This is a genomic window from Lacrimispora sp. 210928-DFI.3.58 (assembly GCF_020554865.1).
Taxonomy (GTDB): Bacteria; Bacillota; Clostridia; order Lachnospirales; family Lachnospiraceae; genus Enterocloster.
The window spans coordinates 123,204-148,387 of the sequence record NZ_JAJCIC010000002.1 but is presented as its reverse complement, the minus strand read 5'-3'; the positions used below and the strand labels follow the sequence as shown (position 1 = coordinate 148,387).

The following is a 25,184-nucleotide window of genomic DNA, read 5'->3' as shown; positions in this document are numbered from 1 at the left end:
ATTATGGCAAATCCAGTAGTAACCATTACAATGGAAAATGGAGATGTGATGAAGGCAGAGTTATATCCTGAGATCGCACCCAATACGGTAAATAACTTTATCAGCCTGGTAAAGAAGGGCTTTTATGACGGCAGGATCTTCCACAGGGTGATCCGCGGCTTTATGATCCAGGGCGGCTGCCCCAATGGCAATGGTATGGGCGGTCCGGGATACTCCATCAAGGGCGAATTTTCCCAGAACGGCTTTAAGAACGACTTAAAGCACACAGAGGGCGTTCTCTCTATGGCAAGGGCCATGGCCCCTAACTCAGCTGGTTCCCAGTTCTTTATCATGCACAAGACCTCTCCCCATCTGGACGGGGCATATGCTGCATTCGGCAAGGTAACGGAGGGAATGGATATTGTGAACAAGATCGCAGAGGTTCAGACAGACTACAGCGACCGCCCATTAAAGGAGCAGAAGATTAAGTCCATGACAGTGGATACCTTTGGCGAGGAGTATCCGGAGCCGGAGAAGTGCTGATAAGGTTCTGGAAATGCCGTTGGCAGGCGGGGTTCATGTATGAAGCTGGAACGGAGGATCACCCTGGAGGGGGAAGACCATATTGTTTTGATATCAGATGAACCAGAGGCCCTTCTGGCAGCAAAAGCTGCCGGGAGGGCTGTTGTTGGTGTGGAAAGGCCGGAGGCGGACAGCCGTTTTATGGAAGGGATCTTTTACGTGGTCCCCTCTGTGGAGGCTGCCACCGATGAGCTGGCAGAGCTTGTCTTAAGGAGGCATCTGGGGCTTCCGTGGATGATCGGTGAGACCAGACGTCTTCTGATACGGGAGCTGGAAAAGAAAGATGCAACAGTGATCCCGGAGGAGGAGTATGGGGAGAGTGAGATGGTGTTCCGTTCGGAGACACTTTTGGAACACTATATCAGGCACCAGTACCGGTTTTATGAATATGGAACCTGGGGTCTGATGCATAAGAAAACGGGAACGCTTTTAGGGATCGCCGGGGTATCCAATCCCAATCTGCCCGAACAGATGGAGGCACTTCTGCGGGACTGGTGCCGGGGGACAGAGGAGAGACCCTGGCTGGAGCTGGGATACCATATTTTTCGTCCCTTCAGAAATCAGGGATATGCAGGGGAGGCAGTGACAGCAGTGGCGGATTACAGCAGGGAGGTGCTGGGAGTACGGCTCTGTGCCATGATCCACAAAAATAATCAGGCCTCCCGCAAAGTGGCGGAAGGCCTGGGACTTGCTGTTGTCACCGGAACAGATATTCGATCGTGCGAAGGGTATCTTCTGTATGCGGAGCCGATTTGATCACTGCCAGGTAGGCTGGCTCTACCATGACGCCTGTCTGTTCGGCAAAGGAGGTATCCTTCAGGGAAAGGGCAACGGGTTTGGAAACGCCCTGTTCATCCGGAGCATAGAGAAGATACTCCTCCACCTTTTGGTATAATTCCTCCGGCAGAAATTCTTTTAGGTCAATAAAACCGGACATGGAACCATAATGCTCGATCACACCGGTGTCTGCGATCATGATATCCAGACTGTTGCTTGCCACCAGAGCAGATATTTTTGCCAGGCTGGCATAGGCGTACTGTGACATGGCGGCATCGTCAAAAGCGGCGTAGAGGCCCTCATTGATCTCCATAAGGTCCTTCTTGCCATAGCCCAGTTCTGTGCGGAGGCTGGTCTCAAAGGTATCCATGGAGTTCATTCCTCCTGAGCGGTCGTTGACAATGGCGATACTTAAGCGGGTAGTGAAGGTCTGGCGGTACAGGACGTTGAAGAACGTGATAACCAGGCCGAGAGCGATGAGCAGCGCCAGAATATGGAATTTGTAATATTCCCAAATGTACCAGATGCGGTCCTGCCAGGACATGTTTTTCAGTTTTGCTTTCTCTGCAGAAGCTTCCTTTTTAAGGCTTGTCTTTATATCCATGAGATCATTTCCTTGTCTTTATGATGGTTGTATCCTGTCAAAGGTCAGGACGCCTCTTAAGTATAGCACATTTCCACCTGGTCAGATACCCAAATCCATAAAAAAATCAATGAATTGGCATCATCCCTTTGCTTTTTCGGCTTAATATGATAAAATAATCAACAGTGCAATATTTTTGTAGAAGAAAGAAGAGGATACCGTATGCTTCAGGGCTTATTTAATTATGACAATCCAGTATGGAGGTTTATCGGAAAGCTGGGAGATCTGATCCTGTTAAATATTCTGTGGATCATTTGTTCCATTCCTATATTTACGATCGGTGCATCCACCACAGCCGTATACTATGTGACATTGAAGCTGGTGCGGGATGAGGATGGCTCTACCATCAAGAGCTTTTTCCACTCCTTTAAGACGAATTTTAAGCAGGCAACAGTCATCTGGCTTATCCTTCTTGTGGCAGGGGCGCTGCTGGGCTTTGATTTCTGGTTCTTCTTATCAGGTCAGATGGTAGTAAAGGGAACGGCCAGAATGGTGTTAAGCGCAGTGTTTGGCGGTATGCTTCTGCTTTACCTGTTTATTGCCACCTATGTATTCCCCCTGCAGTCCCGGTTTTACAATACGGTTAAGAGAACCCTTTTTAATGCGTTTTTCATGTCCGTCCGGCATTTGCTCCAGACCATTGGAATCATTGCCATTGATCTTGGAATTGCGGTTGCAGGTTATTTTGCCATGTTTTACTTCCCACAGATGGCGCTTCTCCTGATACTGTTCGGAATGCCTCTCATTGCATTTGTGAACTCCTATTTCTTCACGGCCATCTTTAAGAAGTATATGCCGAAGGAGGAGATGAGAGAGGAGCGGGAGATGAGTCCGCTTTTCGAAGAGGAAAACAGCGAGATCGAGGAAGCGATCCAGAGCCTGAAAAATCAATAAAAAATAGAAAAAATCCCATTTTCAGCAAACCGGCAGAAAAAATGCCGGTTTTTTTGCATTTTCTACTTGAAAAAAGCGCGATAATATTGTATACAATATTATGTATTATAAAAACACAAATACAAACAATGTACATAGAAGGGAAATAGGGATGATTTCGCATTTACGTTTGAAAGCATATGGCAAGATTAATTTAGGTCTGGACGTGCTGGGACGCCGTGAAAATGGTTATCACGATGTGAAGATGATCATGCAGACAGTAGGGCTCCATGACCGCATAGAGCTCTACAGAAAGGAAGAGCCGGGGATTGCCATTCAGTCCAATCTGTTTTATCTGCCGGATAATGAGCAGAACCTTGCATATAAAGCAGCGAAGCTTCTGATGGAGGAGTTTGATATCCATGAGGGGCTGTCCATCCATTTGAGGAAGTTCATCCCTGTAGCCGCCGGTATGGCAGGGGGCAGTACGGATGCAGCATCCGTACTTTTCGGAGTAAATAAGATGTTCGGCCTGGGACTTTCCAGAGAGGAGCTGATGGAGCGGGGAGTAAAGCTGGGAGCAGATGTGCCATACTGCATTCTGCGGGGCACAGCTCTCTCAGAGGGCATTGGAGAAAAGCTGACGCCCCTTCCGCCGATGCCTCAGTGTCAGGTGCTGATCGCGAAGCCGGGGATCAGTGTTTCCACAAAGATGGTGTACGAATGCCTGGATGCGATGGAACTGAGGAAGGAGGACCACCCGGATATTGACGGGATGGTGGAGGCCATAAGGCAGGGAGACCTGCGGAAGGTGGCCGGCAAATTTGGAAATGTGCTGGAGCTGGTGACAGCAGGAAAATATCCGGTGATCGGTCAGATCGAGCAGGTCATGATGGAAGAGGGGGCGGTAAATGCGATGATGAGCGGAAGCGGTCCCACCGTATTTGGCTTGTTTACCAGCCCTGCTGCAGCCCAGAGGGCTTATGAGTCCCTGCGGTTCGGAGAAGCCTCCGGTCTGGCAAAGCAGGTATATCTGACAAATTTCTTTAACATGAAGGCATAAATATAGAAGAGAAAAAGGGGTTAATTACAATGGAGAACAATTTTAAGGTGAACATGAATGAATATCTCCCGCTTCGGGATGTGGTGTTCAACACGCTGCGCCAGGCGATCTTAAAGGGAGAGCTGGCTCCGGGAGAGCGTCTGATGGAGATCCAGCTGGCAGAAAAGCTTGGGGTCAGCAGGACGCCTATCCGCGAGGCGATCCGCAAGCTGGAGCTGGAGGGCCTGGTGCTCATGATCCCCCGCAAGGGAGCAGAGGTGGCAAAGATCTCAGAGAAGAGCCTGCGCGATGTGCTGGAGGTGCGCCGTTCCCTGGAGGAGCTGGCGATCGAGCTGGCCTGCCAGAGAATGACAGAGGAAAATATGGAGCATCTGGCAGGAGTCCAGAGGAGCTTCCGCCAGGCCATCGAGAAGGGCGATGCCATGGTGATCGCTGAGACAGACGAGCAGTTCCACTATGTGATCTACCAGGGCACGGGAAATGACAAGCTGATCCAGATGCTGAATAACTTAAGGGAGCAGATGTACCGCTACCGTTTGGAATATATCAAGGATGAGGACAAACGCCAGATCCTGCTGGTGGAGCATGAGCATATTTTAGGCGCCATCAAGAGCCGCAATATTGCAGAGGCCAAGAAGGCGGCCAGAGAGCATATTGATAACCAGGAGATCACGGTTTCTCACAATATCAAGGTCCAGGAGCAGGAGGGACCGGGAAATGGACGGGGGAGAAGATAGAGATGGAGCAGGCAACGTTTAAAGAGAGATATCTTGCAGGGGAGATCCCCTTTGAGGAGATCGACCGGTATATCAGCCGATGGAACAACAGCGATGATCCCCGCACCCTGGCCCAATACCTGGGCCTGAATGCGGAGGAGGAGGATGTATGGATCGATGTCAGCGATGAGGCCCTGCAGGAAATGCTGGACGGGCAGAGGAAGGCCTTGTGACTGTCAGGAGAAGCCTTCGGGAAGACATCAGCCGTTTGATATACCGCACAGAATGTCAAGGAGCCGGAGCCGGGCACGGATCTTCGGCTTTTCCTGTGCCCTGTTTTCGGCAGCAGTTCCTTCTGCTTGGTCTGTTCCCGATCTGCCGGCAGTCCCTTCTGCCCCTTTCAAATAAGCCCCAGGCCCTAAAAGGGCGTTATAGTCCTCCTCAGTGAGCAGGTTTTTAAGCGTATCTTTGGAGGATTCAGGGACGATGGCATGAAGGGAGTCGGTAAAGCAGAGGGAGGGGTAGAGGACACACCACCAGTTCCTGCCCCGTCCGCTTCCTATTACAATACGGGCAGTATCGTACACGCCGCAGGGGAATACCATATCGCCGTAGGCCTTTGTGGGAAAATAATCCCTGGCAAGCTCGAACCGCACTTCTTTTTCAGAGCCGTGATCGGAAAGCCAGTCCTCTGCCATGGACTCTATGCTGGTCCGGTTATTTTCCAGCCATTTTATGAGTTCTTTTTTTCCGATATTTTCCGGAAGCTGTTTTTCCATATAGTCTAGAATGAGTCCACGCACCTCAAGCTTTCTCTCCTGGTCTTCCCGGCGGTTGCTGTCAGCCAGAACGTGGAACCGCAGGATATCCGGGGAAATACGCCGGGCCAGCGCCTCTTGGCTGCTTGTCCTGGCAGCGAGGATGAGAAGAAAGGCAGTAAAAAAGCAAAGTACGGATATGCAAAGACTGATTTTATATTTCATGATTTTTTGGGACCTCCTTATGCCGCTAATCTTTCTGCATGTCCAAAGGGATGATTCATTTTCTGTTTGTAATTATTGCCACATATGATATACTATAAACAGCAAAAATCACGGTATCACACTGCCGTGAAAATGAAGGAGATTAGTCATGAACAGAAAGAAAATTGCTGTCATATTCGGCGGTCAGTCATCAGAGCATATTGTTTCCTGTATGTCGGCAGCCAATGTGATCGATCAGATAAACAGAGAGAAATACGAGGTGCTTTTGATAGGAATCACTGAAGAAGGCCGCTGGATCAAGACGGATTCCGTGGAGGACATACGGAGCGGGGCCTGGAAAGCTGGGAAGGTATCTGCGGTCCTTTCGCCGGACGCTACACGAAAGGCAGTGCTCCTGTTAGAGGATGGCAATGTGACAGAGGTGCAGATCGATGCGGCATTTCCGGTGCTCCACGGTCTCTATGGGGAGGACGGCACTATCCAGGGGCTGTTTGAGCTGGCGAGGATCCCCTACGTTGGCTGCGGCGTACTGGCATCCGCTATTTCCATGGATAAGCTTTATACAAAGATCATCGTAGACCGGCTTGGCATCCGCCAGGCAGCCTATGAGCCTGTTTACCGGGAAGAGCTTAAGGCGATGGAGCAGGTGACTTTAAGGATCGAAGGGCGTTTTGCTTATCCCGTATTTGTCAAGCCGTCCAATGCAGGCTCCTCCAAAGGCGTGAACAAGGCGGAAAACAGGGCAGAGCTGGAGCACGCCTTAAGGGAGGCAGCATGCCATGACAGAAAGATCCTGGTAGAGGAGGCCATTGTGGGCCGCGAGATCGAGTGCGCCGTGTTCGGAGGCGGCACAGAGGAGGTAAAGGCCTCCGGTGTGGGCGAGATACTGGCAGCAGCAGATTTCTATGATTTTGAGGCGAAATATTTTAACGAGGAGTCACGGACGGTTACAGATCCCGAGCTTCCCGGCGATGCCGCAGAGCGGGTGCGCCAGGCAGCCATTTCGGTCTTTAAGGCAGTGGACGGCTACGGCCTGGCCAGAGTAGACTTCTTTGTCACAGAGGGCGGCGAGGTGATTTTTAACGAGATCAATACCATGCCGGGCTTCACCGCCATCAGCATGTATCCCATGCTGTGGGAGGCGAGAGGCATCAGCAAGAGCACATTGGTAGATATGCTGATCCAGCATGCTATGAAGCGGTATATATAGGAGAAAGGCTGGCAGATGACAAAGGATGTATTGATAACCATAAGCGGAATCCAGATGATGGATGAGGATGATATGGACATAGAGATGATGGTGCGGGGGGATTATTACCAGAAGAACGGCAAGCACTATATCCTCTATGAGGAGGTGCTGGAGGGCTTTACAGGTACGGTGAAAAATATCATTAAGATTTCACCTGACAGCATGGACATTATAAAAAAAGGGATTGCCAATACCCATATGCAGTTTGAGAAGGATAAGAAAAATCTTTCCTGCTACAATACCCCCATGGGCGATATGGTAGTAGGCATCCAGGCCAGGGATATCAGGATCAATGAGCAGCCTGACAGGCTTACGGTGGATGTAGAGTACTCCCTGGACATTAATTATGAGCATTTATCAGACTGCAGCATCCGGGTAGGAGTGCAGTCCGTATAACACACTCAGGGCTAAAGTGCACATGATACCCGGAGGCGCCCGGCTTTCCAAAGACAGGACGCGCAAAAAAAACTGCTGCAGCAAATAACGGAAAACCAGTTATGCTGCAGCAGTTTTTGATATGTTCTTAGCTGTTCTTTTTAAATCTTGCAAAAAATCCCTTTTTCTTTGGAGCTGCCGGAACGGAGCCGCCGCGGACGCTCTTGATCTGGGTGATGTAGATGCCGCTGATAATAACCTTCGCCTCCGTCTTCACAGGAAGGGTCTCAAATACCTTGGCGTCAGCGATCAGAGTCATGACCTTGGGGCCGATCTTTGCCTTTACAATGGGAACCTTTGCCCAACGCATGTACTTTGGAGTCTGCTCAGTCACTATTTTAGGAAGTCCGGCCTGAGTGATCTTCATTTTCTTTTTGTCAATGACGAGGATAGAAACAGTCTGTGCTGTTGCATCCAGCATCTGCTGCTGTTCTACCTGGCGCTTCTGGAGCTTATTGCCCAGGAAATAAAGAACTGCCAGGATGATAGCTGCAATCACCAGGATTACAAGCAGGGCGTTAAAAATGGTCTGTGCCATATGGCTACCTCCAATACTGTAAATATAGTATGGTTCTCCTTTGTAAAAGATAGAGGTTTTGGCCCGGATCCAGGCAGTCTGAAAACAGGTTATAACCCCGCAGTACCAGGAGACATTCTATAATAGTATATCATTTATACGCATAAAATGCAAGAAAAAATTCTTGACACCTTGACATTCCTATGATATTATGGAGTGTGCACTATTGTGGCAAGGTGGGCTTTTTGCGCCTTCCTGCCGACAAGATTTGAGAACGACAGTGATGATTTAGAAAACAGGGGTGAAACGTCAATGGAGAAAAGCAGAATACGTCCGGTACCAGCCGGGAAAAGCGTAAGAATGAGCTACTCAAGACAGAAAGAAGTTCTTGGGATGCCAAACTTGATCGAGATTCAAAAAGACTCCTACCAATGGTTCTTGAACGAAGGACTGAAAGAGGCATTTGATGATATCTCTCCGATTGCAGACTTTGCAGGACATCTGAGTCTGGAATTTGTTGACTTTACATTATGCAAGGATGATATTAAGTATACCATCGAAGAGTGTAAAGAACGGGATGCAACTTACGCTGCACCACTTAAGGTAAAGGTGAGACTGTACAATAAAGATAAAGATGAGATGAACGAACATGAGATATTCATGGGCGATCTGCCTTTGATGACAGATACAGGCTCCTTTGTGATCAACGGCGCAGAGCGTGTTATTGTCAGCCAGCTGGTACGTTCCCCTGGTATCTATTACGGCATTGGACATGACAAGGTGGGTAAGGAGCTCTATACCTGTACGGTTATCCCCAACCGCGGTGCATGGCTGGAATATGAGACAGATTCCAACGATGTCTTCTATGTGCGTGTGGACAGGACACGTAAGGTGCCTGTGACCGTTTTGATCCGCGCCCTGGGCTTTGGCACGAATGCAGAGATCTTAGACCTGTTCGGCGAGGAGCCAAAGCTTCTTGCAAGCTTTGGCAAGGATACCTCTGACAACTATCAGGACGGCCTGCTGGAGTTATATAAGAAGATCCGTCCGGGTGAGCCGCTGTCTGTGGACAGTGCCGAGAGCCTGCTTAACAGCATGTTCTTTGACCCCAGGAGATATGATCTGGCAAAGGTAGGACGCTATAAATTTAATAAGAAGCTTTCCTTTAAATACCGCTTAAACGGTCAGGTGCTGGCAGAGGATGTGGTGGATACCAGCACAGGTGAGATCCTGGCAGAGGCCGGCACAAAGCTTACCAAGGATTCTGCTATGAAGATCCAGAATGCGGCTGTTCCTTATGTATGGGTGGAAGGCCCAAACAGAAAGCAGAAGGTCCTCTCTAATATGATGGTAGAGCTTGACGCTTATGTCTCCTTTGATCCGAAGGAAGTGGGTGTTACGGAGTTAGTATATTACCCCGTACTTGCTTCTATCCTGGAAGAAGCTGGGGAGGATGAGGAAGCGCTCAAGGAGGCTGTGCGCAGGAATGTCCATGACCTGATCCCGAAGCACATTACAAAGGAAGATATCCTTGCTTCCATTAACTATAATATGCATCTGGAGGAGGAAGTGGGAACCTCAGACGATATCGACCATCTGGGCAACCGCCGTATCCGCGCCGTGGGCGAACTCCTTCAGAACCAGTACCGCATCGGTCTGTCACGTATGGAGCGTGTGGTAAGAGAGCGTATGACAACCCAGGATATGGACGGTATTACGCCCCAGTCCCTCATCAATATCAAACCGGTAACAGCAGCTGTAAAGGAGTTCTTCGGAAGCTCCCAGCTGTCCCAGTTCATGGATCAGAACAATCCTCTGGCAGAGCTGACACATAAGAGGCGTCTCTCTGCATTAGGTCCAGGCGGTCTGTCAAGAGACCGTGCCGGATTCGAGGTGCGAGACGTACACTACACCCATTACGGACGTATGTGCCCCATCGAGACTCCTGAGGGTCCCAACATCGGTCTGATCAACTCACTGGCAACCTATGCAAGGGTGAACCCCTACGGCTTTATCGAGGCTCCCTACCGCGTAGTAGATAAGACCACTGATCCGGCTAACCCGCGGGTTACAGATGAGGTCGTATACCTGACAGCAGACGAAGAGGACAACTTCGTGGTAGCACAGGCAAATGAACCTCTGGACGAGAACGGACATTTTGTACACAACAATGTATCAGGACGTTTCCGCACAGAGACATCCGAGTTCCAGAAGCGCACCATTGACCTGATGGACGTTTCTCCTAAGATGGTGTTCTCCGTGGCTACGGCTATGATCCCATTCCTTCAGAACGACGATGCAAACCGTGCCCTGATGGGATCCAACATGCAGCGTCAGGCCGTGCCGCTTCTCTCCACAGAGGCTCCTGTAGTAGGAACCGGTATTGAGGCAAAGGCCGCCGTTGACTCCGGCGTGTGCGTAGTGGCAAAAAATGCAGGCGTGGTAGAGCGCTCTGCTTCCAATGAGATCATTATCAAGAGAGACTCTGACGGCAACCGCGATGTATACCGTCTGACAAAGTTTAAGAGAAGCAACCAGAGCAACTGCTACAACCAGAAGCCGATCGTATATAAGAACGACCATGTGGAGGCAGGCGAGGTGATCGCTGACGGACCATCCACATCCAAGGGCGAGATCGCTCTGGGCAAGAATCCGCTGATCGGATTCATGACCTGGGAGGGCTACAACTACGAGGATGCGGTCCTTCTTTCCGAGCGCCTTGTGCAGGAGGATGTATACACCTCTGTTCACATTGAGGAGTATGAGGCAGAGGCCCGTGACACCAAGCTGGGACCGGAGGAGATCACCCGTGATGTTCCGGGCGTAGGCGAGGACGCATTAAAGGATCTGGACGAGCGCGGTATCATCCGTATCGGTGCAGAGGTACGTGCGGGAGACATCCTGGTAGGCAAGGTAACTCCGAAGGGAGAGACAGAGCTGACTGCTGAGGAACGCCTCCTGAGAGCGATCTTCGGTGAGAAGGCAAGAGAGGTAAGAGATACCTCCTTAAAGGTGCCTCACGGCGCCTACGGCATCATTGTGGATGCCAAAGTATTTACAAGGGAGAACGGCGATGAGCTCTCACCTGGCGTGAACGAGACTGTCCGCATTTACATTGCCCAGAAGCGTAAGATCTCTGTGGGTGATAAGATGGCCGGACGTCACGGAAACAAGGGTGTTGTTTCCCGCGTGCTTCCTGTAGAGGATATGCCGTTCCTGCCAAACGGCCGTCCGCTGGACATTGTGCTGAATCCTCTGGGCGTGCCTTCCCGTATGAACATCGGACAGGTGCTGGAGATCCACTTAAGCCTTGCAGCAAAGGCGTTGGGCTTCAACGTTTCCACTCCGATCTTTGACGGTGCAAACGAGAATGACATCCAGGATACCCTGGAGATGGCAAATGATTATGTAAACACCTCCTGGGAGGAGTTTGAAGAGAAATATAAGGATAAGGTAAAGCCTGAGGTAATGGATTACCTGGGCTCCCATCTGGAGCACAGAGAGCTGTGGAAGGGCGTGCCCATCAGCCGTGACGGAAAGGTCCGCCTGCGCGACGGACGTACCGGAGAGTATTTTGACGGTGCCGTTACCATTGGCCACATGCATTACCTGAAGCTGCACCACCTGGTAGACGATAAGATCCATGCACGTTCTACCGGCCCATACTCCCTTGTTACACAGCAGCCTCTGGGCGGTAAGGCTCAGTTCGGCGGCCAGCGTTTCGGAGAGATGGAGGTTTGGGCACTGGAGGCATATGGCGCATCCTATACCCTGCAGGAGATCATGACGGTGAAGTCCGATGATGTGGTAGGCCGTGTGAAGACATACGAGGCTATCATCAAGGGTGAGAACATCCCGGAGCCGGGCGTACCGGAATCCTTCAAGGTGCTGTTAAAGGAAATGCAGTCCTTAGGCCTGGATGTACAGGTGCTCCGTGATGACGGCACAGAGGTTGAGATGACCGAGAACATTGACTACGGCGATACGGAGCTGCGGGCAATGCTGGAGGGTGACCGCCGCTATCATTCAGATGAGAATTATTCCAACTATGGCTACCAGGAGCAGGAGTTCAAGAACAACGAGCTTGTTTCGGTAGAAAGTGAAGACATAATAAATGATGAGTACACTGATGATACAGAGGATTCGGATGATTCAGATGAGGATCTGTTCTTAGATGATTCTGTAGACGGTGAAGACGAAGAGTAGAAGGGAGTAAAAGCTCATGCCAGAGACTAATGAAACTTATCATCCAATGACATTTGATGCCATTAAGATTGGCCTGGCCTCCCCTGATAAGATCCTGGAGTGGTCCCATGGCGAGGTGAAAAAGCCTGAAACCATCAACTACAGGACCTTAAAGCCGGAAAAGGACGGACTTTTCTGCGAGAGGATTTTCGGACCGAGCAAGGACTGGGAGTGTCATTGCGGTAAATACAAAAAGATTCGTTACAAAGGTGTTATCTGCGACCGGTGCGGCGTAGAGGTAACAAAGGCAAGTGTCCGCAGAGAGCGTATGGGCCACATTAAGCTGGCTGCTCCCGTATCCCATATCTGGTATTTTAAGGGTATTCCCAGCCGTATGGGTCTGATCCTGGACATTTCACCAAGGACCCTGGAGAAGGTGCTGTACTTTGCTTCCTATATCGTACTGGATGCAGGCTCCACCAGCTTACAGTACAAGCAGGTGCTCTCTGAAAAGGAGTACAGGGAAGAGGTAGAGAAGTACGGCGGCACAGGCGGCTTCCGCGTGGGAATGGGCGCCGAGGCGATCCAGGAGCTTTTAAAGGCCATTGACCTGGAAAAGGATTCCGCTGATCTGAGAAAGCAGCTGGCTGACGCAACCGGCCAGAAGCGTGCAAGGATCATCAAGCGGTTAGAGGTTGTGGAGGCATTTTTAAGCTCCGGCAACCGTCCTGAGTGGATGATCATGGATGTGATCCCGGTCATCCCGCCGGATATCCGTCCTATGGTACAGCTGGACGGCGGACGTTTTGCAACCTCCGACTTAAATGACTTATATAGAAGGATCATCAACAGAAATAACCGTCTGGCAAGACTGTTAGAGCTGGGCGCACCTGATATCATTGTCCGCAATGAGAAGCGTATGCTCCAGGAGGCTGTGGATGCCCTGATCGATAACGGACGCCGCGGCAGGCCTGTAACAGGCCCAGGAAACCGGGCGCTGAAGTCCCTTTCCGATATGTTAAAGGGTAAGCAGGGACGTTTCCGCCAGAACCTGTTAGGTAAGCGTGTTGACTACTCCGGCCGTTCGGTTATCGTGGTTGGCCCTGAGCTTAAGATCTACCAGTGCGGTCTCCCGAAGGAAATGGCGATTGAGCTGTTCAAGCCCTTTGTGATGAAGGAGCTTGTCTCCAACGGAACTGCTCACAATATCAAAAATGCAAAGAAGATGGTAGAGCGTCTCCAGTCTGAGGTATGGGATGTGCTGGAGGATGTGATCAAGGAGCATCCCGTGATGCTGAACCGTGCTCCTACGCTGCACAGACTGGGAATCCAGGCATTTGAGCCCATCCTTGTGGAAGGTAAGGCCATCAAGCTCCATCCCCTTGTGTGTACCGCATTCAACGCTGACTTCGACGGAGACCAGATGGCAGTGCATCTGCCCCTGTCCGTAGAGGCTCAGGCAGAGTGCCGTTTCCTGCTCCTCAGCCCCAACAACCTGTTGAAGCCTTCTGACGGCGGCCCTGTGGCTGTTCCGTCCCAGGATATGGTTCTGGGTATCTACTATCTGACCCAGGAGCGTCCGGGCGCAAAGGGCGAGGGTATGATCTTCAAGAGTGTAAATGAAGCCATCCTTGCCTATGAGAACCAGGAGGCAACTCTTCACTCCCGCGTAAAGGTGAGAGTACACAAGAAGATGGCGGACGGCACCGTGAAGACCGGTATCATTGAGTCCACCATCGGCCGTTTTATCTTCAACGAGATCATTCCTCAGGATCTGGGCTTTGTAGACAGGAGTATTCCTGAGAATGAGCTGAAGCTGGAGGTTGACTTCCACGTAGCAAAGAAGCAGTTAAAGCAGATCCTTGAAAAGGTCATCAATGTACACGGAGCTACCCAGACAGCAGTTACCCTGGATGACATCAAGGCGATCGGATATAAATATTCCACAAGGGCAGCCATGACCGTATCCATTTCCGATATGACCGTGCCTGCAAGCAAGCCAAGGCTGATCGAGGAGGCACAGGCAACTGTAGACCGCATTGCGAAGAACTACCGCCGAGGCCTGATCACCGAGGAGGAGCGCTACAAAGAGGTTATCGAGACATGGAAGACCACCGATGATCAGCTGACCCATGACCTGCTGACCGGCCTGGATAAGTACAACAACATCTACATGATGGCTGACTCCGGAGCCCGTGGTTCTGATAAGCAGATCAAGCAGCTGGCCGGCATGCGTGGACTGATGGCTGATACAACGGGTCACACCATCGAGCTTCCTATTAAGTCCAATTTCCGTGAAGGTCTTGACGTACTGGAGTACTTCATCTCCGCTCACGGTGCACGTAAGGGTCTGTCCGATACGGCTCTGCGTACGGCGGACTCCGGATACCTGACAAGACGTCTGGTAGACGTTTCCCAGGATCTGATCATCCGCGAGGTTGACTGCTGTGAGGGCAAGGAGATCCCATACATGGAGATCAAGGGCTTCATGGATGGAAATGAAGTGATCGAGGATCTTCAGGAGAGGATCACAGGACGTTATATTGCTGAGACCATTACGGATCCTGATACAGGAGAGGTTGTGGTGAAGGCCAACCATATGTGTACGCCAAAGCGTGCAGCAGCAGTGATGAAGGTGCTGAACAAGACAGGACGCAAGTCCGTGAAGATCCGTACCGTCCTTAGCTGTAAGTCACACATCGGCGTATGCGCAAAGTGCTACGGCGCAAACATGGCAACTGGCCAGCCTGTACAGGTTGGTGAGGCAGTTGGTATCATTGCCGCACAGTCCATCGGTGAGCCCGGCACACAGCTTACCATGCGTACCTTCCATACCGGCGGCGTTGCCGGCGGCGATATCACACAGGGTCTTCCACGTGTAGAGGAGCTGTTTGAGGCGCGTAAGCCAAAGGGACTTGCGATCATCACTGAGTTCGGCGGCGTGGTAAGCATCAAGGATACAAAGAAAAAGCGCGAGATCACCGTTACAGACAATGAGACGGGCAATGCAAAGACCTACCTGATTCCTTACGGATCCAGGATCAAGGTTCTTGACGGCCAGGTACTGGAGGCCGGCGATGAGCTGACAGAGGGAAGTGTAAACCCCCATGATATCTTAAAGATCAAGGGCGTCCGTGCTGTTCAGGATTACATGATCCAGGAAGTACAGCGTGTATACCGTCTCCAGGGCGTTGAGATCAATGATAAGCATATTGAGATGATCGTTCACCAGATGTTAAAGAAGATCAAGATCGAGGAGAGCGGCGACAGCGATGTACTGCCAGGCGTATCCATGGATGTTCTTGACTACAACGAGATGAACGAAGCCCTGATCGCAGAGGGCAAGAAGCCTGCTGAGGGACGTCAGGTAATGCTGGGTATCACAAAGGCATCCCTGGCAACCGATTCCTTCCTGTCAGCAGCATCCTTCCAGGAGACCACCAAGGTTCTGACCGAGGCCGCCATCAACGGTAAGGTGGACCACCTGATCGGCCTGAAGGAAAATGTTATCATCGGTAAGCCGATCCCTGCCGGAACAGGTATGAAGCGCTACAGAAATGTAAAGCTGGATACCGAGATCGAAGAGACAGATGACATCATGCTGTCTGAGGACGATGATATCCTGCTCTCCGGTGAGGAGGACGAGACACTGAACCTGACAGAGGACAATGTGGCAGAGGAAGTGCTGGCTCTGGATGATATGGCGGATATAGAGGAAGAAGAGGATGAAGCTTCCGAGGCAGACGCTGAGACAGAGGAATAATGAAATAGGGTAATTATGATAAAGGCCCGCCGTATCAGAGATGATGCGGCGGGCAAGATTTTTTCGTTCTATCATTTGAATGATCCAGGCCGGATCCTGCGGCAGTACATGAAAAAGATCAGACTGGATAATCCGGAGATCATCGTAAGGGATGAACGTATTTTAAAGCTGGATACGATTTTAATAGTTGACTTTATATAAGACATAAAGCCGGAACATGCATATAAAATAAGTCTGCATATTCCGGCTTATTTTGCGTTGTTTGGTAAGCTTTGATCCTTAAAAAGTCTTAAAAAGTAATCTTTAAAAATGGAAAGAAATGCTTGACGAAACCGTTTTCATGATATATACTAAAACTACAAATTCATGAAAACGGTTTCTTGAAGAAAAGAAGGAAATTATTTTTACAAAGCAAAGAGTTTGTTAGCGGAAAGGGGAGGGAAGATGAACGACTTATTTTCACTGTCCGGTAAGCGTGCCGTGGTAACGGGCTGCGCTACTGGAATCGGGCAGGGATTGGTTATGGGGCTGGTGAAGGCTGGCGCGGAAATTGTGGCGGTGGATCTGGCTGATCTGTCGGATACACAGAACAAGGTGCAGGAAGCGGGAGGAAAGATCCGCTGCTATCATGCAGACCTGGGAAGCATTGAGGCGGTCGAACAGATTTGGGAGCAGATCATGAAGGAGGCCGGTACGGTAGACATCCTATTTAATAATGCAGGCATGCAGTACCGCTCATCAGCTTTTGAGTATCCGGCAGAGGTATTTGACCGTGTGCTTGCAGTCAACCTTCGTTCGGCCATGCTGCTGTCACAGAAGGCGGCCCGGCATTTCAGGGAGCGGGGCTGCAAAGGAAAGATCATCAATACGGCATCCCTGTTTACCACCTTTGGAGGGATGAATGTGGCAGGCTATACCTGCTCCAAGCACGGGATCATGGGGCTGACAAAGGCATTGTCCAATGAATTTTCTCCATACGGTATCTGTGTCAACGCAATTGCACCGGGCTATATTCAGACAGGGCTGACAGAGTCTATCTGGAGTGACCCGGAAAAGAGGAGGCCGATGGATGAGCGTCTTCCTATCGGAAGATGGGGAAGGCCGGAGGATTTTGAGGGCGTAGCCGTTTTTCTGGCATCGGCTGCTTCTGATTATATTACAGGAGTGATGATACCGGTGGATGGAGGATACTCTGTCAGATAGGAAGCATTTATGCCGCCTGTTGGCGGCGGTAAGGGAAATCATTGTCTGAATTTCGTCATGAGGCGGACAGACAGGAAATAAAAGGAGGAAAAATATGAAGCTCAAAAAAATTTTAGCAGTAACCCTGGCAGCAGCAATGACAGCAGGGGCAATGACAGCATGCGGCTCTTCCGGCAAGACAGAGGAGGCCACCGCAGCACCTGCAGCAGCAGAGACAAAGGCAGAGGAGGCCCAGACAGAGGAGACCCAAGCAGAGGAGACGGCTGCGCCGCAGAAGAATGCAGATACCATTACCTTAAAGCTTGCCAACAACCAGCCGGATACCAATGCAACTTCAAAGGCTGTTGAGTGGTTTGCAGATGAGGTGAACAAGAGGACAGAAGGAAGGATCTTTATCGAGGTACACCACAACGGAGAGCTGGGTGACGCGGTTTCCTGCTTAGAGCAGGCGCAGTACGGCGGCATGGATATCATCAAGGCAGACCTCTCCACCATGACAAACTTCGTGGGTGAGTACAATGCATTGATGATGCCGTATATTTATAAGGATCTGGATCATTTCTGGGCAGCCCATGGCGGAGAGGTTGGCATGAGCATCCTGCGGGGCGAGCAGATGAAGGAGAAAGGCCTTTATGGATTGACCTATTATGATGCGGGAACCAGATGCTTCTATAACACAAAGAAAGAGATCCATTCCCCGGAGGATATGAAGGGAATGCTGGTGAGAGTGCAGGAGTCTGAGCTGATGATGTCCATGGTGGAGGCCCTTGGTGCAGATTCCGTGGCAACCGCATATTCTGAGGTGTATTCCGCACTGCAGACGGGCGTGTGCGATGCGGCAGAAAACTCCATCGTAAACTATCTGGATACCACACACTATGAGGTTGCGCCTTATTTTGTAAAGGATCACCACACCAGATCAGCCGATATCCTGGTCATGAGCGAAAAGACACGTGAGAAGATCAGCGAGGAGGATTTAAAGATCATTGACGATACCGCACTGGAATCCTGGGAGCTGCAGAAGGATCTCTGGGCAGAGGCAGAGAAGGTCAATGAGGAAAAGCTGATCGAGTCCGGAAAGGTTACGATCACTGAGCTGACAGAGGATGAGCTTGCAAAATTCCGCGAGGCCTGCGAGCCGATCTGGTACAGCTATGAGGATGGCAAATATACCGATCTGATCAATCGGATCGTAGAGGCTGGTAACTAAACCTCCATGCGCCCGGCTGGCGGACGCGCCACCGCGCCATGAAAATCTGGCGGGCGCACTTGGCATACCTGAATTTAGTGCCGCCTTGCGGCGGCGGGATTTTCATAGTAAACCTCTATGCGCCCGGCGGCGGGACTTTTATAGTAATCAGCTGCTGCTGTCCACGGAATGGCTGTTTGCAGCCGCTCTGTGAACAGCAGCTATCAGATAGGAGACAGAGTTATGTTGAAGGGAATAAAAAAAGGGCTGATTGTAGCTTTTAACTGGGTATACCGGCTTTTGTACGGTTATGCCAGATGGGTATTGCTGTTTGTGATCCTCATTGTGTGTATGCAGGTGGTGGCAAGAAATATATTCCGTTCCAATATCCGCTGGAATCAGGAGGTTGCACTGCTTTTGACCATTTGGATGGCATTTGCGGGGATCGCCATTGGTGTAGAACGGAATCTTCATATTGCGGTGGAAATGTTCTATTCCTGGTTCCCGGCAGCCTTGAAAAAAGTGGTGGACCGTGTGATCCAGCTTATGGAGCTGTCAGTGGGCGTAATCTTTTTACTCTACGGAGTGCGGATATGTATTTCTACCAGCAATTCAACGCTTCCGGTTACAAAGCTTCCGTCAACATTGATGTATATTATGATCCCGGTCAGCGGGGCCTGCATTATTTATTTTGTTATCCTTGATCTGCTGGGTCTCAAAAAGTACAAAAAAACGGAGGATTCCTACGGAAAAAAGAGCGGGGAAGGAAAGGAGGAGGACAAATGAGTGAGAGTATCGCGATCGCAATTCTTCTTTCGACCTTTGTCATCTGCGTGATCATAAAGGTGCCGATCACCTTTGCAATGGTGCTGTCAACGGCTGCAACCATGATATATATGCAGATTCCGGCCATGACCCTGGTACAGCAGATGTGTAAACAGCTGAATTCATTTTCCCTTTTGGCAATTCCCTTCTTTATCCTGATGGGAGAGCTGATGGCAGCAGGAGGGATCTCCAGCCGCCTGCTTAAATTTGCAAATGTATGTGTAGGACAGATCACCGGCGGCCTGGCCCATGTAAATGTTCTGGCTTCCATGCTGTTCGGCGGGATCTCAGGCTCTGCCATCGCAGATGTTTCCTCTCTGGGCGTCCTGGAAATCCCCATGATGGAGGATGCGGGATATGACAAGGATTTTTCCATTGCAGTTACAGTGGCAAGCTCCTGCCAGGGACTGATCATCCCGCCCAGCCATAACATGGTGCTGTATTCTATGGTAGCAGGCGGCGTTTCCGTGGGAAGCCTGTTTTGCGCAGGCTATGTTCCGGGGGTTTTGCTGGGAATATCCCTTATGATCTGCTGCTACGTGATCTCGAAAAAGAGAAACTATCCCAAGGGAGAAAAGGTTCCCTTTAAGGAAGCGCTCCTTGTGACAAAGGATACCTTTTTTGCCATGCTGGCCATGGTTATCATAATCGGCGGTGTTTCGGCGGGTTTCTTTACCGCCACAGAATCCGCAGCAGTCGCCTGCATTTACTGTGCGATTGTCGGCTTTTTCATCTACCGGGAGTTAAAGGTTTCTGTTATTCCGGTGATACTGGGCAACACAGTGAAAACGCTGTCCATGGTATATGGGCTGATCGCCGCTGCAGGTGCCTTTGGCTGGATGATGACCTATTTGAATGTTCCCACACTGGCTACCCATATGCTTTTGGGAATCAGCGATAACAAGTATATTGTGCTTCTTTTGATCAATATCATCCTGCTGGTGCTGGGCTGCTTTATGGACCTGGCCCCGCTGGTTCTGATCATGGCGCCTATCCTGCTTCCCGTTGTACAGAGCTTTGGCATGAGCCCGATCCAGTTTGGCGTTATCATGATGCTGAATCTGGGCATTGGCCTCTGCACACCGCCAGTTGGCACCGCATTGTTCACAGGCTGCGCCATTGGACATATGAAGATCGAGGAGGTTTCCAAAGCCATTCTCCCGTTATATCTTCCCATGTTCATTACGCTGATGCTGATCACGTATATTCCGGCGCTGACGATGACTCTGCCAAATCTGCTGATGTAAAGTAACTGTTCGGTAGGTCTGCGCACTTGCTGCGCTGACCGTAAGATAACCTGGGCCAGAAGGCAAAAATCCCATGGTTGGAGCCGTTTTTAATTGGATTTTTGCTCGTAGCTGTGAGGGTACTGAACAGTTACGATGTAAACATACATATAGGAAGAAACAAAAAAGGAGTAGGATATGAAAACTGCATTTGTGACAGGGGGGAGCCGGGGAATCGGGCTGGCGATCGTAAAGGAGCTGGGCCGGGCCGGATTTCGAGTTGCACTCATGGCTACCAGAGAAGAGGAGCATTATCCTGAAAGCAGCAGGCAGCTAAAGGAAAGCGGTGTGGATTACCTTTGGCTGACAGGGGATATCAGCAGCTCTTCCGACAGGGAGCGAGTGGTGACAGAAGCGTTTAAGGAGTTTGGAAGGATCGATGTGCTGGTAAACAATGCAGGGGTGGCGCCTAAGCTCCGCGCAGACCTTCTGACAATGACAGAGGAAAGCTATGACTATGTGATGGATACCAATACAAAGGCCAACATGTTCATCACACAGAGGGTTGCCAGGGAAATGACCGCCCAGGAGCCGGTTGATGGGAGAAAGGGTATTATCATCAATATTTCCTCCTGCTCGGCAGAGGTGAGCTCTGTTAACCGGGGCGAATACTGCATCTCCAAAGCGGGAATCTCTATGCTGACCCTGCTTTATGCAGACAGGCTGGCAGGAGAGGGGATCCTGGTTTACGAGGTACGGCCCGGAGTCATCCGCACGGATATGACAAAGAAGGTAGAGGAGAAATATTCAGGGCTGATCGGGCAGGGCCTGTTTCCCATCGCACGCTGGGGAACCCCGGAGGATGTGGCAAGAGCTGTAAGAGCATTTGCATCCGGAGATTTCCCATATACGACCGGGAGCTACATTGATGTTGACGGCGGCTTTCACATTAAGCGCCTTTAGAGAAGAAAGAGCCTAAAAGCCGGGCTTGAAGTACCAGCAGCTATAAAAAGAAGGATGATATTGGAGTTGACCATGGATTATAACGATATTCCGTTTTATGAGTATAATACGATTATTGTTGGAACAGGCGCATCAGGGTTAAATGCCGCGCTGGCGTTAAAGCAGCTTGGCCAGTCCCACATTGCCCTGGTTACAGAAGGACTTATGATGGGGACCTCCAGAAATACAGGCTCGGACAAGCAGACGTACTATAAACTGATGACAGACGGCCCGGAACCTGACAGCGTGTCCCAAATGGCCCGGACGCTGTTTGACGGGGGCTGTATGGACGGAGATCTGGCGCTCTGCGAGGCGGCCGGATCCCTGAGGGCATTTTTCCGGCTGGTAGAAATGGGAGTGCCCTTCCCGCACAATTCCTGCGGCGAGTACATTGGCTACAAAACGGATCATGATCCGGTAATGCGTGGAACCTCGGCCGGACCTCTGACATCAAGATATATGACAGAGTGCCTGGAAAAGGCGGTGAAAGAAGAGGCTATCCCTATCTATGACGGCTATCAGGCCGTCAGGCTGTTAGTAAAGGAAAATGGCAGTGACCGCAGAGCCTGCGGGATACTGGCGCTGAATAAAAAGAAGTGCAGGGACGAGGCACAGCGGTATGCTGTTTTCAGTGCAGATAATGTGATCTGGGCTACCGGCGGAGAGGCCGGCATGTATGAGGCCAGCGTGTATCCTCCCAGCCAGACAGGCGGACTCGGCGTGCTGCTTAGGGAGGGCGTGAAGGCGAAGAACCTGACAGAATCCCAGTTTGGCATTGCATCCGTGAAGTTCCGCTGGAATTTATCCGGCACATTTCAGCAGTGTATCCCGCGCTATGTGTCTACCGATGCCAACGGGGAGGATGAGAGAGAATTTTTAGAGCCCTATTTCGATTCACCGGGGAAGCTTGTAAACGCCATATTTTTAAAGGGATATCAGTGGCCCTTTGACCCCAGAAAGGCCTTTGAACAGGGATCTTCACTCATTGACCTGCTGGTCTATCAGGAGACGGTGCTGTCAGGCCGGAGGGTTTTCCTGGATTATATGCATAATCCATCGGCGCTTCAGAAAAATGGGGCGGTTGATTTTACGTATTTGACAGGAGATGGAAAAGTCTATCTTGAAAATTGCCAGGCGCTGTTAGAAACTCCGTATAAACGTCTGGAGAAGATGAATCCCAAGGCAATTGAGGTGTATTCCAGCCATCACATTGATCTTTCCAGGGAATATCTGGAAATTCAGGTGAGCGCCCAGCATAATAATGGCGGCATTGCAGCCAACAAATGGTGGGAGACCAGTCTTTCACACCTGTTTGCAGTCGGCGAGGCCAATGGTTCCCACGGGATCTACCGCCCAGGGGGAAGCGCATTGAATTCCGGCCAGGTAGGAAGCATGCGGGCTGCACAGTTTATTGTCCATAACTACAGGGAAGAACCGTTGGGACGGGAAGCATTTTTGGAGGCTTGTAAGGAAGCCCTTGAGGAGGAAATGCGCTTTGCAGAGGAAGCCCTGAGCAAAACAGATGGCCTTAACCTGGAGATAGCAGAGGAGCGCAGGAAGCTTCAGCACAGGATGACCCAATATGGAGCCTGCATCCGCAGTGAGAAGGGGCTGGAAAGGGCAATTGAAGAAAACAGAAAGCAAGCCGCCTATTTCCGGGATCACCACAAAATAGCGGATCCGGCAGAGCTGGGAAGGCTGTATCAGCTCAGACAGCTCTTGCTGAGCCAGTATGTATATTTGGCGGCAATGCTGGATTATTCCAGGACAGTGGGGATCAGCAGGGGATCCTATCTGGTGTATAACCCCCAGGGAAGGCTCCCGGATGAACGTCTGAATGAATTATTCCGGAACATCACAAAAGAGACGGATACCTCTGTTCTCCAGGAAATATCTTATGATGCGGACAGCGGCAGCTGCCGGCCCCACTGGCGCGCTGTGCGTCCTATCCCGAAAAACGATATTTGGTTTGAAAATGTGTGGCAAAATTTCCGAAAAGATGGTATCTTTAAATAGATATCATTAAGGGAGTGTTGTGTATGGCAGGAATTCGGGATGTAGCGAAGTTTGCAGGTGTGTCTCCCAGTACGGTCTCCAGAGCATTATCCGGAGTTGCATTTGTAGAGCCAGAGACCAAGAAAAAGGTGCTGGAAGCGGTGAGTGCATTGAATTATAAGCCTAATCTGGCAGCAAGGAGCCTGAAAAAGGGTGGGAGCAAGCTGATCGGCCTGATCATCCCGGATATAACAAACCCATATTATCCGGAAATTGTAAAATGCATGGAGGCATGTGCAACGAATGCCGGCTATTCCATGATCCTGTGCGATGCACTGGGAGATGCCAAAAAAGAGCAGGAGTATTTTGAGACGCTGCAGCATTTGTTTGTGGATGGCATTTTGTACATCGCATCCACCGAGAGCGTGGAGCATGTTAAGCCCTTTGTGGGGGCGATCCCGATGGTGGTCGTAAACAGAACATTTGATATCGATGTTCCATGCATTAATATTGACAATGTAGATGCGGCATATCAGATGGTCCATCATTTGCTGGAAAACGGCCATCGTGATATCGCTTTGATGATCAATGACAAGGACAGGCAATACAATCAGGAGCGCTTAAGCGGTGCAATGAAGGCACTGGAGGAATACGGCATCCATCAAAGGGAAGAATATATTCTCCGGAATATTAAATCAGAGGATGACGCCTGCCAGAGGACCCTCCGGCTTTTGGAGGAGGAGCGCCGGCCTACGGCCATGTTCGCGTTTAATGATTATATGGCCTTTGGCATCTATCAGGGAGTCCATGAAGCAGGCCTTCGGATCCCGGAGGACATTTCCGTGGTGGGATTTGATGATATCCCCTTTGTGAAATATCTGAATCCGCCGCTGACTACCCTGCGCCATTCCCTCCAGGATACTGCCGAGCTGGTATTTGACAAGCTGGCCGAGCAGATGCGGGCCGCAACCTGTGCAGGAAGGAGCACCACCTATTTTTGTGGAAAGATCATTATCCGGGATTCAGTCAAACAACTTGAGAATACTGAAATTGTTGAGGAAAGCATATGGAAAAAGTAAATATTTTTGATATTGAAGGAATGGAATTTCCAGCCGGAAGGCGTACCAGGGTCATCCTGGGGCAGAACGGCGCCATCCAGGGAGAGAAGTTCTGCCAGGGTTATGTGGTGATTTATCCCGGCGGAGGCATCCCGGAACACGACCATGAGACGGTCGAGTCCTATACCATTTTAAAGGGACAGGGTGTGATGGAGGTCGACGGGGAGAAGCAGGAGGTAAAGGAAGGAGATTATGTGTTCGTCCCCTCCTGGAAAAAGCATTCCCTGCATAATACCGGTGACAGCGACATGCATATGATGTTCGTCTATGCGCCCAGCGTGATCGTGGATCACTGGGCACAGGAGCAGTCGGGGGAGTTGAAATAGACGGTTTTTGATGGTTATAGAATATAGAAAATGAAAGGCGGATACCATGTATCGTTTATTGATATGTGGTATCCGGTTTCTTTTGTGCGCCCGGCGGCGCACGTTTCTAACGGGTGAAAGTCCCGAGTCCGCCCGGCAGTGGGAAGGATATAGCCGAAAGCAAGGGTGTCCATCGTGAGGTGGAATCTGAAGGAAGCTGGATGTGGGAACAGACTAACCACGGGCAAATCTCTGGTCTGACGTACAGAAATCACATATAAGGTCTTTCGTGAGGGTAAGACTGCAAAGCAAGCCGAAGCCCAATAACTGCACGGAATCACGGGGGATAAATGTGACAGATGGATGGAGAGAAAGAAACGTGTGGTACCCGGGGAGACCTGTGTGAAATGCTTTGAAAGAGGTAACCGCATCTGTGAAGATGCGTTGAACGCGCAGGAGTCAGCAGAGGTCATAGTAAGCTGGAACGCCAGTTGGTGTAACAGACGAAGGACCAAATCAATAGGAGTCTTTAGTACGACCCGGAAAGGAGGAATGG

General features: G+C 50.5%; 21 protein-coding genes. 18 read left to right on the top strand and 3 right to left on the bottom strand.

Annotated features, from left to right (window positions below; translation table 11 throughout):
* Nucleotides 1-3: 3 nt before the first annotated feature.
* Together LIZ87_RS01965 and LIZ87_RS01960 are read left to right on the top strand one after the other, a co-directional pair.
* Nucleotides 4-522 (top strand): peptidylprolyl isomerase, encoded by a 519-nt coding sequence (locus LIZ87_RS01965; RefSeq protein WP_178317435.1) that lies wholly within the window; start codon nucleotides 4-6, stop codon nucleotides 520-522.
* 39 nt (nucleotides 523-561) lie between these two features.
* The gene (locus LIZ87_RS01960; RefSeq protein WP_178317434.1) at nucleotides 562-1,317 is read left to right on the top strand and encodes a GNAT family N-acetyltransferase; all 756 of its coding nucleotides are present in this window, start codon (nucleotides 562-564) and stop codon (nucleotides 1,315-1,317) included.
* Here the strand turns inward: LIZ87_RS01960 and LIZ87_RS01955 are convergent.
* The gene (locus LIZ87_RS01955; RefSeq protein WP_178317433.1) at nucleotides 1,259-1,942 is read right to left on the bottom strand and encodes a hypothetical protein; all 684 of its coding nucleotides are present in this window, start codon (nucleotides 1,940-1,942) and stop codon (nucleotides 1,259-1,261) included. The two genes, LIZ87_RS01960 and LIZ87_RS01955, sit on opposite strands and share 59 nt — an antisense overlap.
* A gap of 201 nt (nucleotides 1,943-2,143) precedes the next feature.
* Here LIZ87_RS01955 and LIZ87_RS01950 point away from each other — a divergent pair, with 201 nt between their 5' ends.
* The 4 genes from LIZ87_RS01950 to LIZ87_RS01935 all read left to right on the top strand — a co-directional run bounded on the left by LIZ87_RS01950 (nucleotide 2,144) and on the right by LIZ87_RS01935 (nucleotide 4,866).
* Nucleotides 2,144-2,875 (top strand): YesL family protein, encoded by a 732-nt coding sequence (locus tag LIZ87_RS01950; protein ID WP_178317432.1) that lies wholly within the window; start codon nucleotides 2,144-2,146, stop codon nucleotides 2,873-2,875.
* Nucleotides 2,876-3,026: 151 nt separating this feature from the next.
* Entirely contained in the window at nucleotides 3,027-3,917 is an 891-nt protein-coding gene (ispE, locus tag LIZ87_RS01945) for a 4-(cytidine 5'-diphospho)-2-C-methyl-D-erythritol kinase (RefSeq protein WP_178317431.1), read from the top strand.
* A 29-nt stretch (nucleotides 3,918-3,946) separates the two neighbouring features.
* A complete protein-coding gene (locus LIZ87_RS01940) occupies nucleotides 3,947-4,654 on the top strand; it encodes a GntR family transcriptional regulator (RefSeq protein WP_178317430.1) in 708 nt (235 codons plus the stop codon).
* Nucleotides 4,655-4,656: 2 nt separating this feature from the next.
* Nucleotides 4,657-4,866: a hypothetical protein gene (locus LIZ87_RS01935; RefSeq protein WP_178317429.1), complete on the top strand. Its 210-nt coding sequence runs from the start codon at nucleotides 4,657-4,659 to the stop codon at nucleotides 4,864-4,866.
* Nucleotides 4,867-4,893: 27 nt separating this feature from the next.
* On the opposite strand, the gene LIZ87_RS01930 is transcribed toward LIZ87_RS01935, so the two are convergent.
* A complete protein-coding gene (locus tag LIZ87_RS01930; RefSeq protein WP_178317428.1) occupies nucleotides 4,894-5,616 on the bottom strand; it encodes a stage II sporulation protein R in 723 nt (240 codons plus the stop codon).
* Nucleotides 5,617-5,764: 148 nt separating this feature from the next.
* Here LIZ87_RS01930 and LIZ87_RS01925 point away from each other — a divergent pair, with 148 nt between their 5' ends.
* Both LIZ87_RS01925 and LIZ87_RS01920 read left to right on the top strand, forming a co-directional pair.
* Nucleotides 5,765-6,826 (top strand): D-alanine--D-alanine ligase family protein, encoded by a 1,062-nt coding sequence (locus tag LIZ87_RS01925; protein WP_227145052.1) that lies wholly within the window; start codon nucleotides 5,765-5,767, stop codon nucleotides 6,824-6,826.
* A 15-nt stretch (nucleotides 6,827-6,841) separates the two neighbouring features.
* Nucleotides 6,842-7,261 carry a DUF1934 domain-containing protein gene (locus LIZ87_RS01920; RefSeq protein WP_178316026.1) on the top strand — a complete coding sequence of 140 codons (420 nt, stop codon included), beginning with the start codon at nucleotides 6,842-6,844 and terminating at the stop codon, nucleotides 7,259-7,261.
* Nucleotides 7,262-7,388: 127 nt separating this feature from the next.
* On the opposite strand, the gene LIZ87_RS01915 is transcribed toward LIZ87_RS01920, so the two are convergent.
* Entirely contained in the window at nucleotides 7,389-7,838 is a 450-nt protein-coding gene (locus LIZ87_RS01915; RefSeq protein ID WP_178316025.1) for a hypothetical protein, read from the bottom strand.
* Between the two features lie 291 nt (nucleotides 7,839-8,129).
* Here LIZ87_RS01915 and rpoB point away from each other — a divergent pair, with 291 nt between their 5' ends.
* From rpoB to LIZ87_RS01865, 10 genes are all read left to right on the top strand, one after another.
* Nucleotides 8,130-12,023: a DNA-directed RNA polymerase subunit beta gene (rpoB, locus tag LIZ87_RS01910; protein WP_178316024.1), complete on the top strand. Its 3,894-nt coding sequence runs from the start codon at nucleotides 8,130-8,132 to the stop codon at nucleotides 12,021-12,023.
* Nucleotides 12,024-12,039: 16 nt separating this feature from the next.
* Nucleotides 12,040-15,765 (top strand): DNA-directed RNA polymerase subunit beta', encoded by a 3,726-nt coding sequence (gene rpoC, locus LIZ87_RS01905; RefSeq protein ID WP_227145050.1) that lies wholly within the window; start codon nucleotides 12,040-12,042, stop codon nucleotides 15,763-15,765.
* A 444-nt stretch (nucleotides 15,766-16,209) separates the two neighbouring features.
* Nucleotides 16,210-16,968, top strand: coding sequence for an SDR family oxidoreductase (locus LIZ87_RS01900; RefSeq protein ID WP_178316712.1), 759 nt, complete (start codon nucleotides 16,210-16,212; stop codon nucleotides 16,966-16,968).
* 94 nt (nucleotides 16,969-17,062) lie between these two features.
* Nucleotides 17,063-18,178 carry a TRAP transporter substrate-binding protein gene (locus tag LIZ87_RS01895; protein WP_227145048.1) on the top strand — a complete coding sequence of 372 codons (1,116 nt, stop codon included), beginning with the start codon at nucleotides 17,063-17,065 and terminating at the stop codon, nucleotides 18,176-18,178.
* Nucleotides 18,179-18,400: 222 nt separating this feature from the next.
* A complete protein-coding gene (locus LIZ87_RS01890) occupies nucleotides 18,401-18,943 on the top strand; it encodes a TRAP transporter small permease (protein WP_178316364.1) in 543 nt (180 codons plus the stop codon).
* Nucleotides 18,940-20,229 (top strand): TRAP transporter large permease, encoded by a 1,290-nt coding sequence (locus LIZ87_RS01885; RefSeq protein ID WP_227145046.1) that lies wholly within the window; start codon nucleotides 18,940-18,942, stop codon nucleotides 20,227-20,229. Before LIZ87_RS01890 ends, LIZ87_RS01885 begins: the two co-directional genes overlap by 4 nt.
* A 177-nt stretch (nucleotides 20,230-20,406) precedes the next feature.
* A complete protein-coding gene (locus LIZ87_RS01880; RefSeq protein WP_227145044.1) occupies nucleotides 20,407-21,171 on the top strand; it encodes a 3-ketoacyl-ACP reductase in 765 nt (254 codons plus the stop codon).
* 72 nt (nucleotides 21,172-21,243) lie between these two features.
* Nucleotides 21,244-23,226 carry an FAD-dependent oxidoreductase gene (locus LIZ87_RS01875; RefSeq protein ID WP_227145169.1) on the top strand — a complete coding sequence of 661 codons (1,983 nt, stop codon included), beginning with the start codon at nucleotides 21,244-21,246 and terminating at the stop codon, nucleotides 23,224-23,226.
* A gap of 23 nt (nucleotides 23,227-23,249) precedes the next feature.
* Nucleotides 23,250-24,284, top strand: a complete 1,035-nt coding sequence (locus LIZ87_RS01870; RefSeq protein WP_227145042.1) for a LacI family DNA-binding transcriptional regulator — start codon at nucleotides 23,250-23,252, stop codon at nucleotides 24,282-24,284.
* Nucleotides 24,272-24,649, top strand: a complete 378-nt coding sequence (locus LIZ87_RS01865) for a cupin domain-containing protein (RefSeq protein WP_178315284.1) — start codon at nucleotides 24,272-24,274, stop codon at nucleotides 24,647-24,649. The genes LIZ87_RS01870 and LIZ87_RS01865 overlap by 13 nt, the downstream gene beginning before the upstream one ends.
* Nucleotides 24,650-25,184 lie beyond the last annotated feature (535 nt).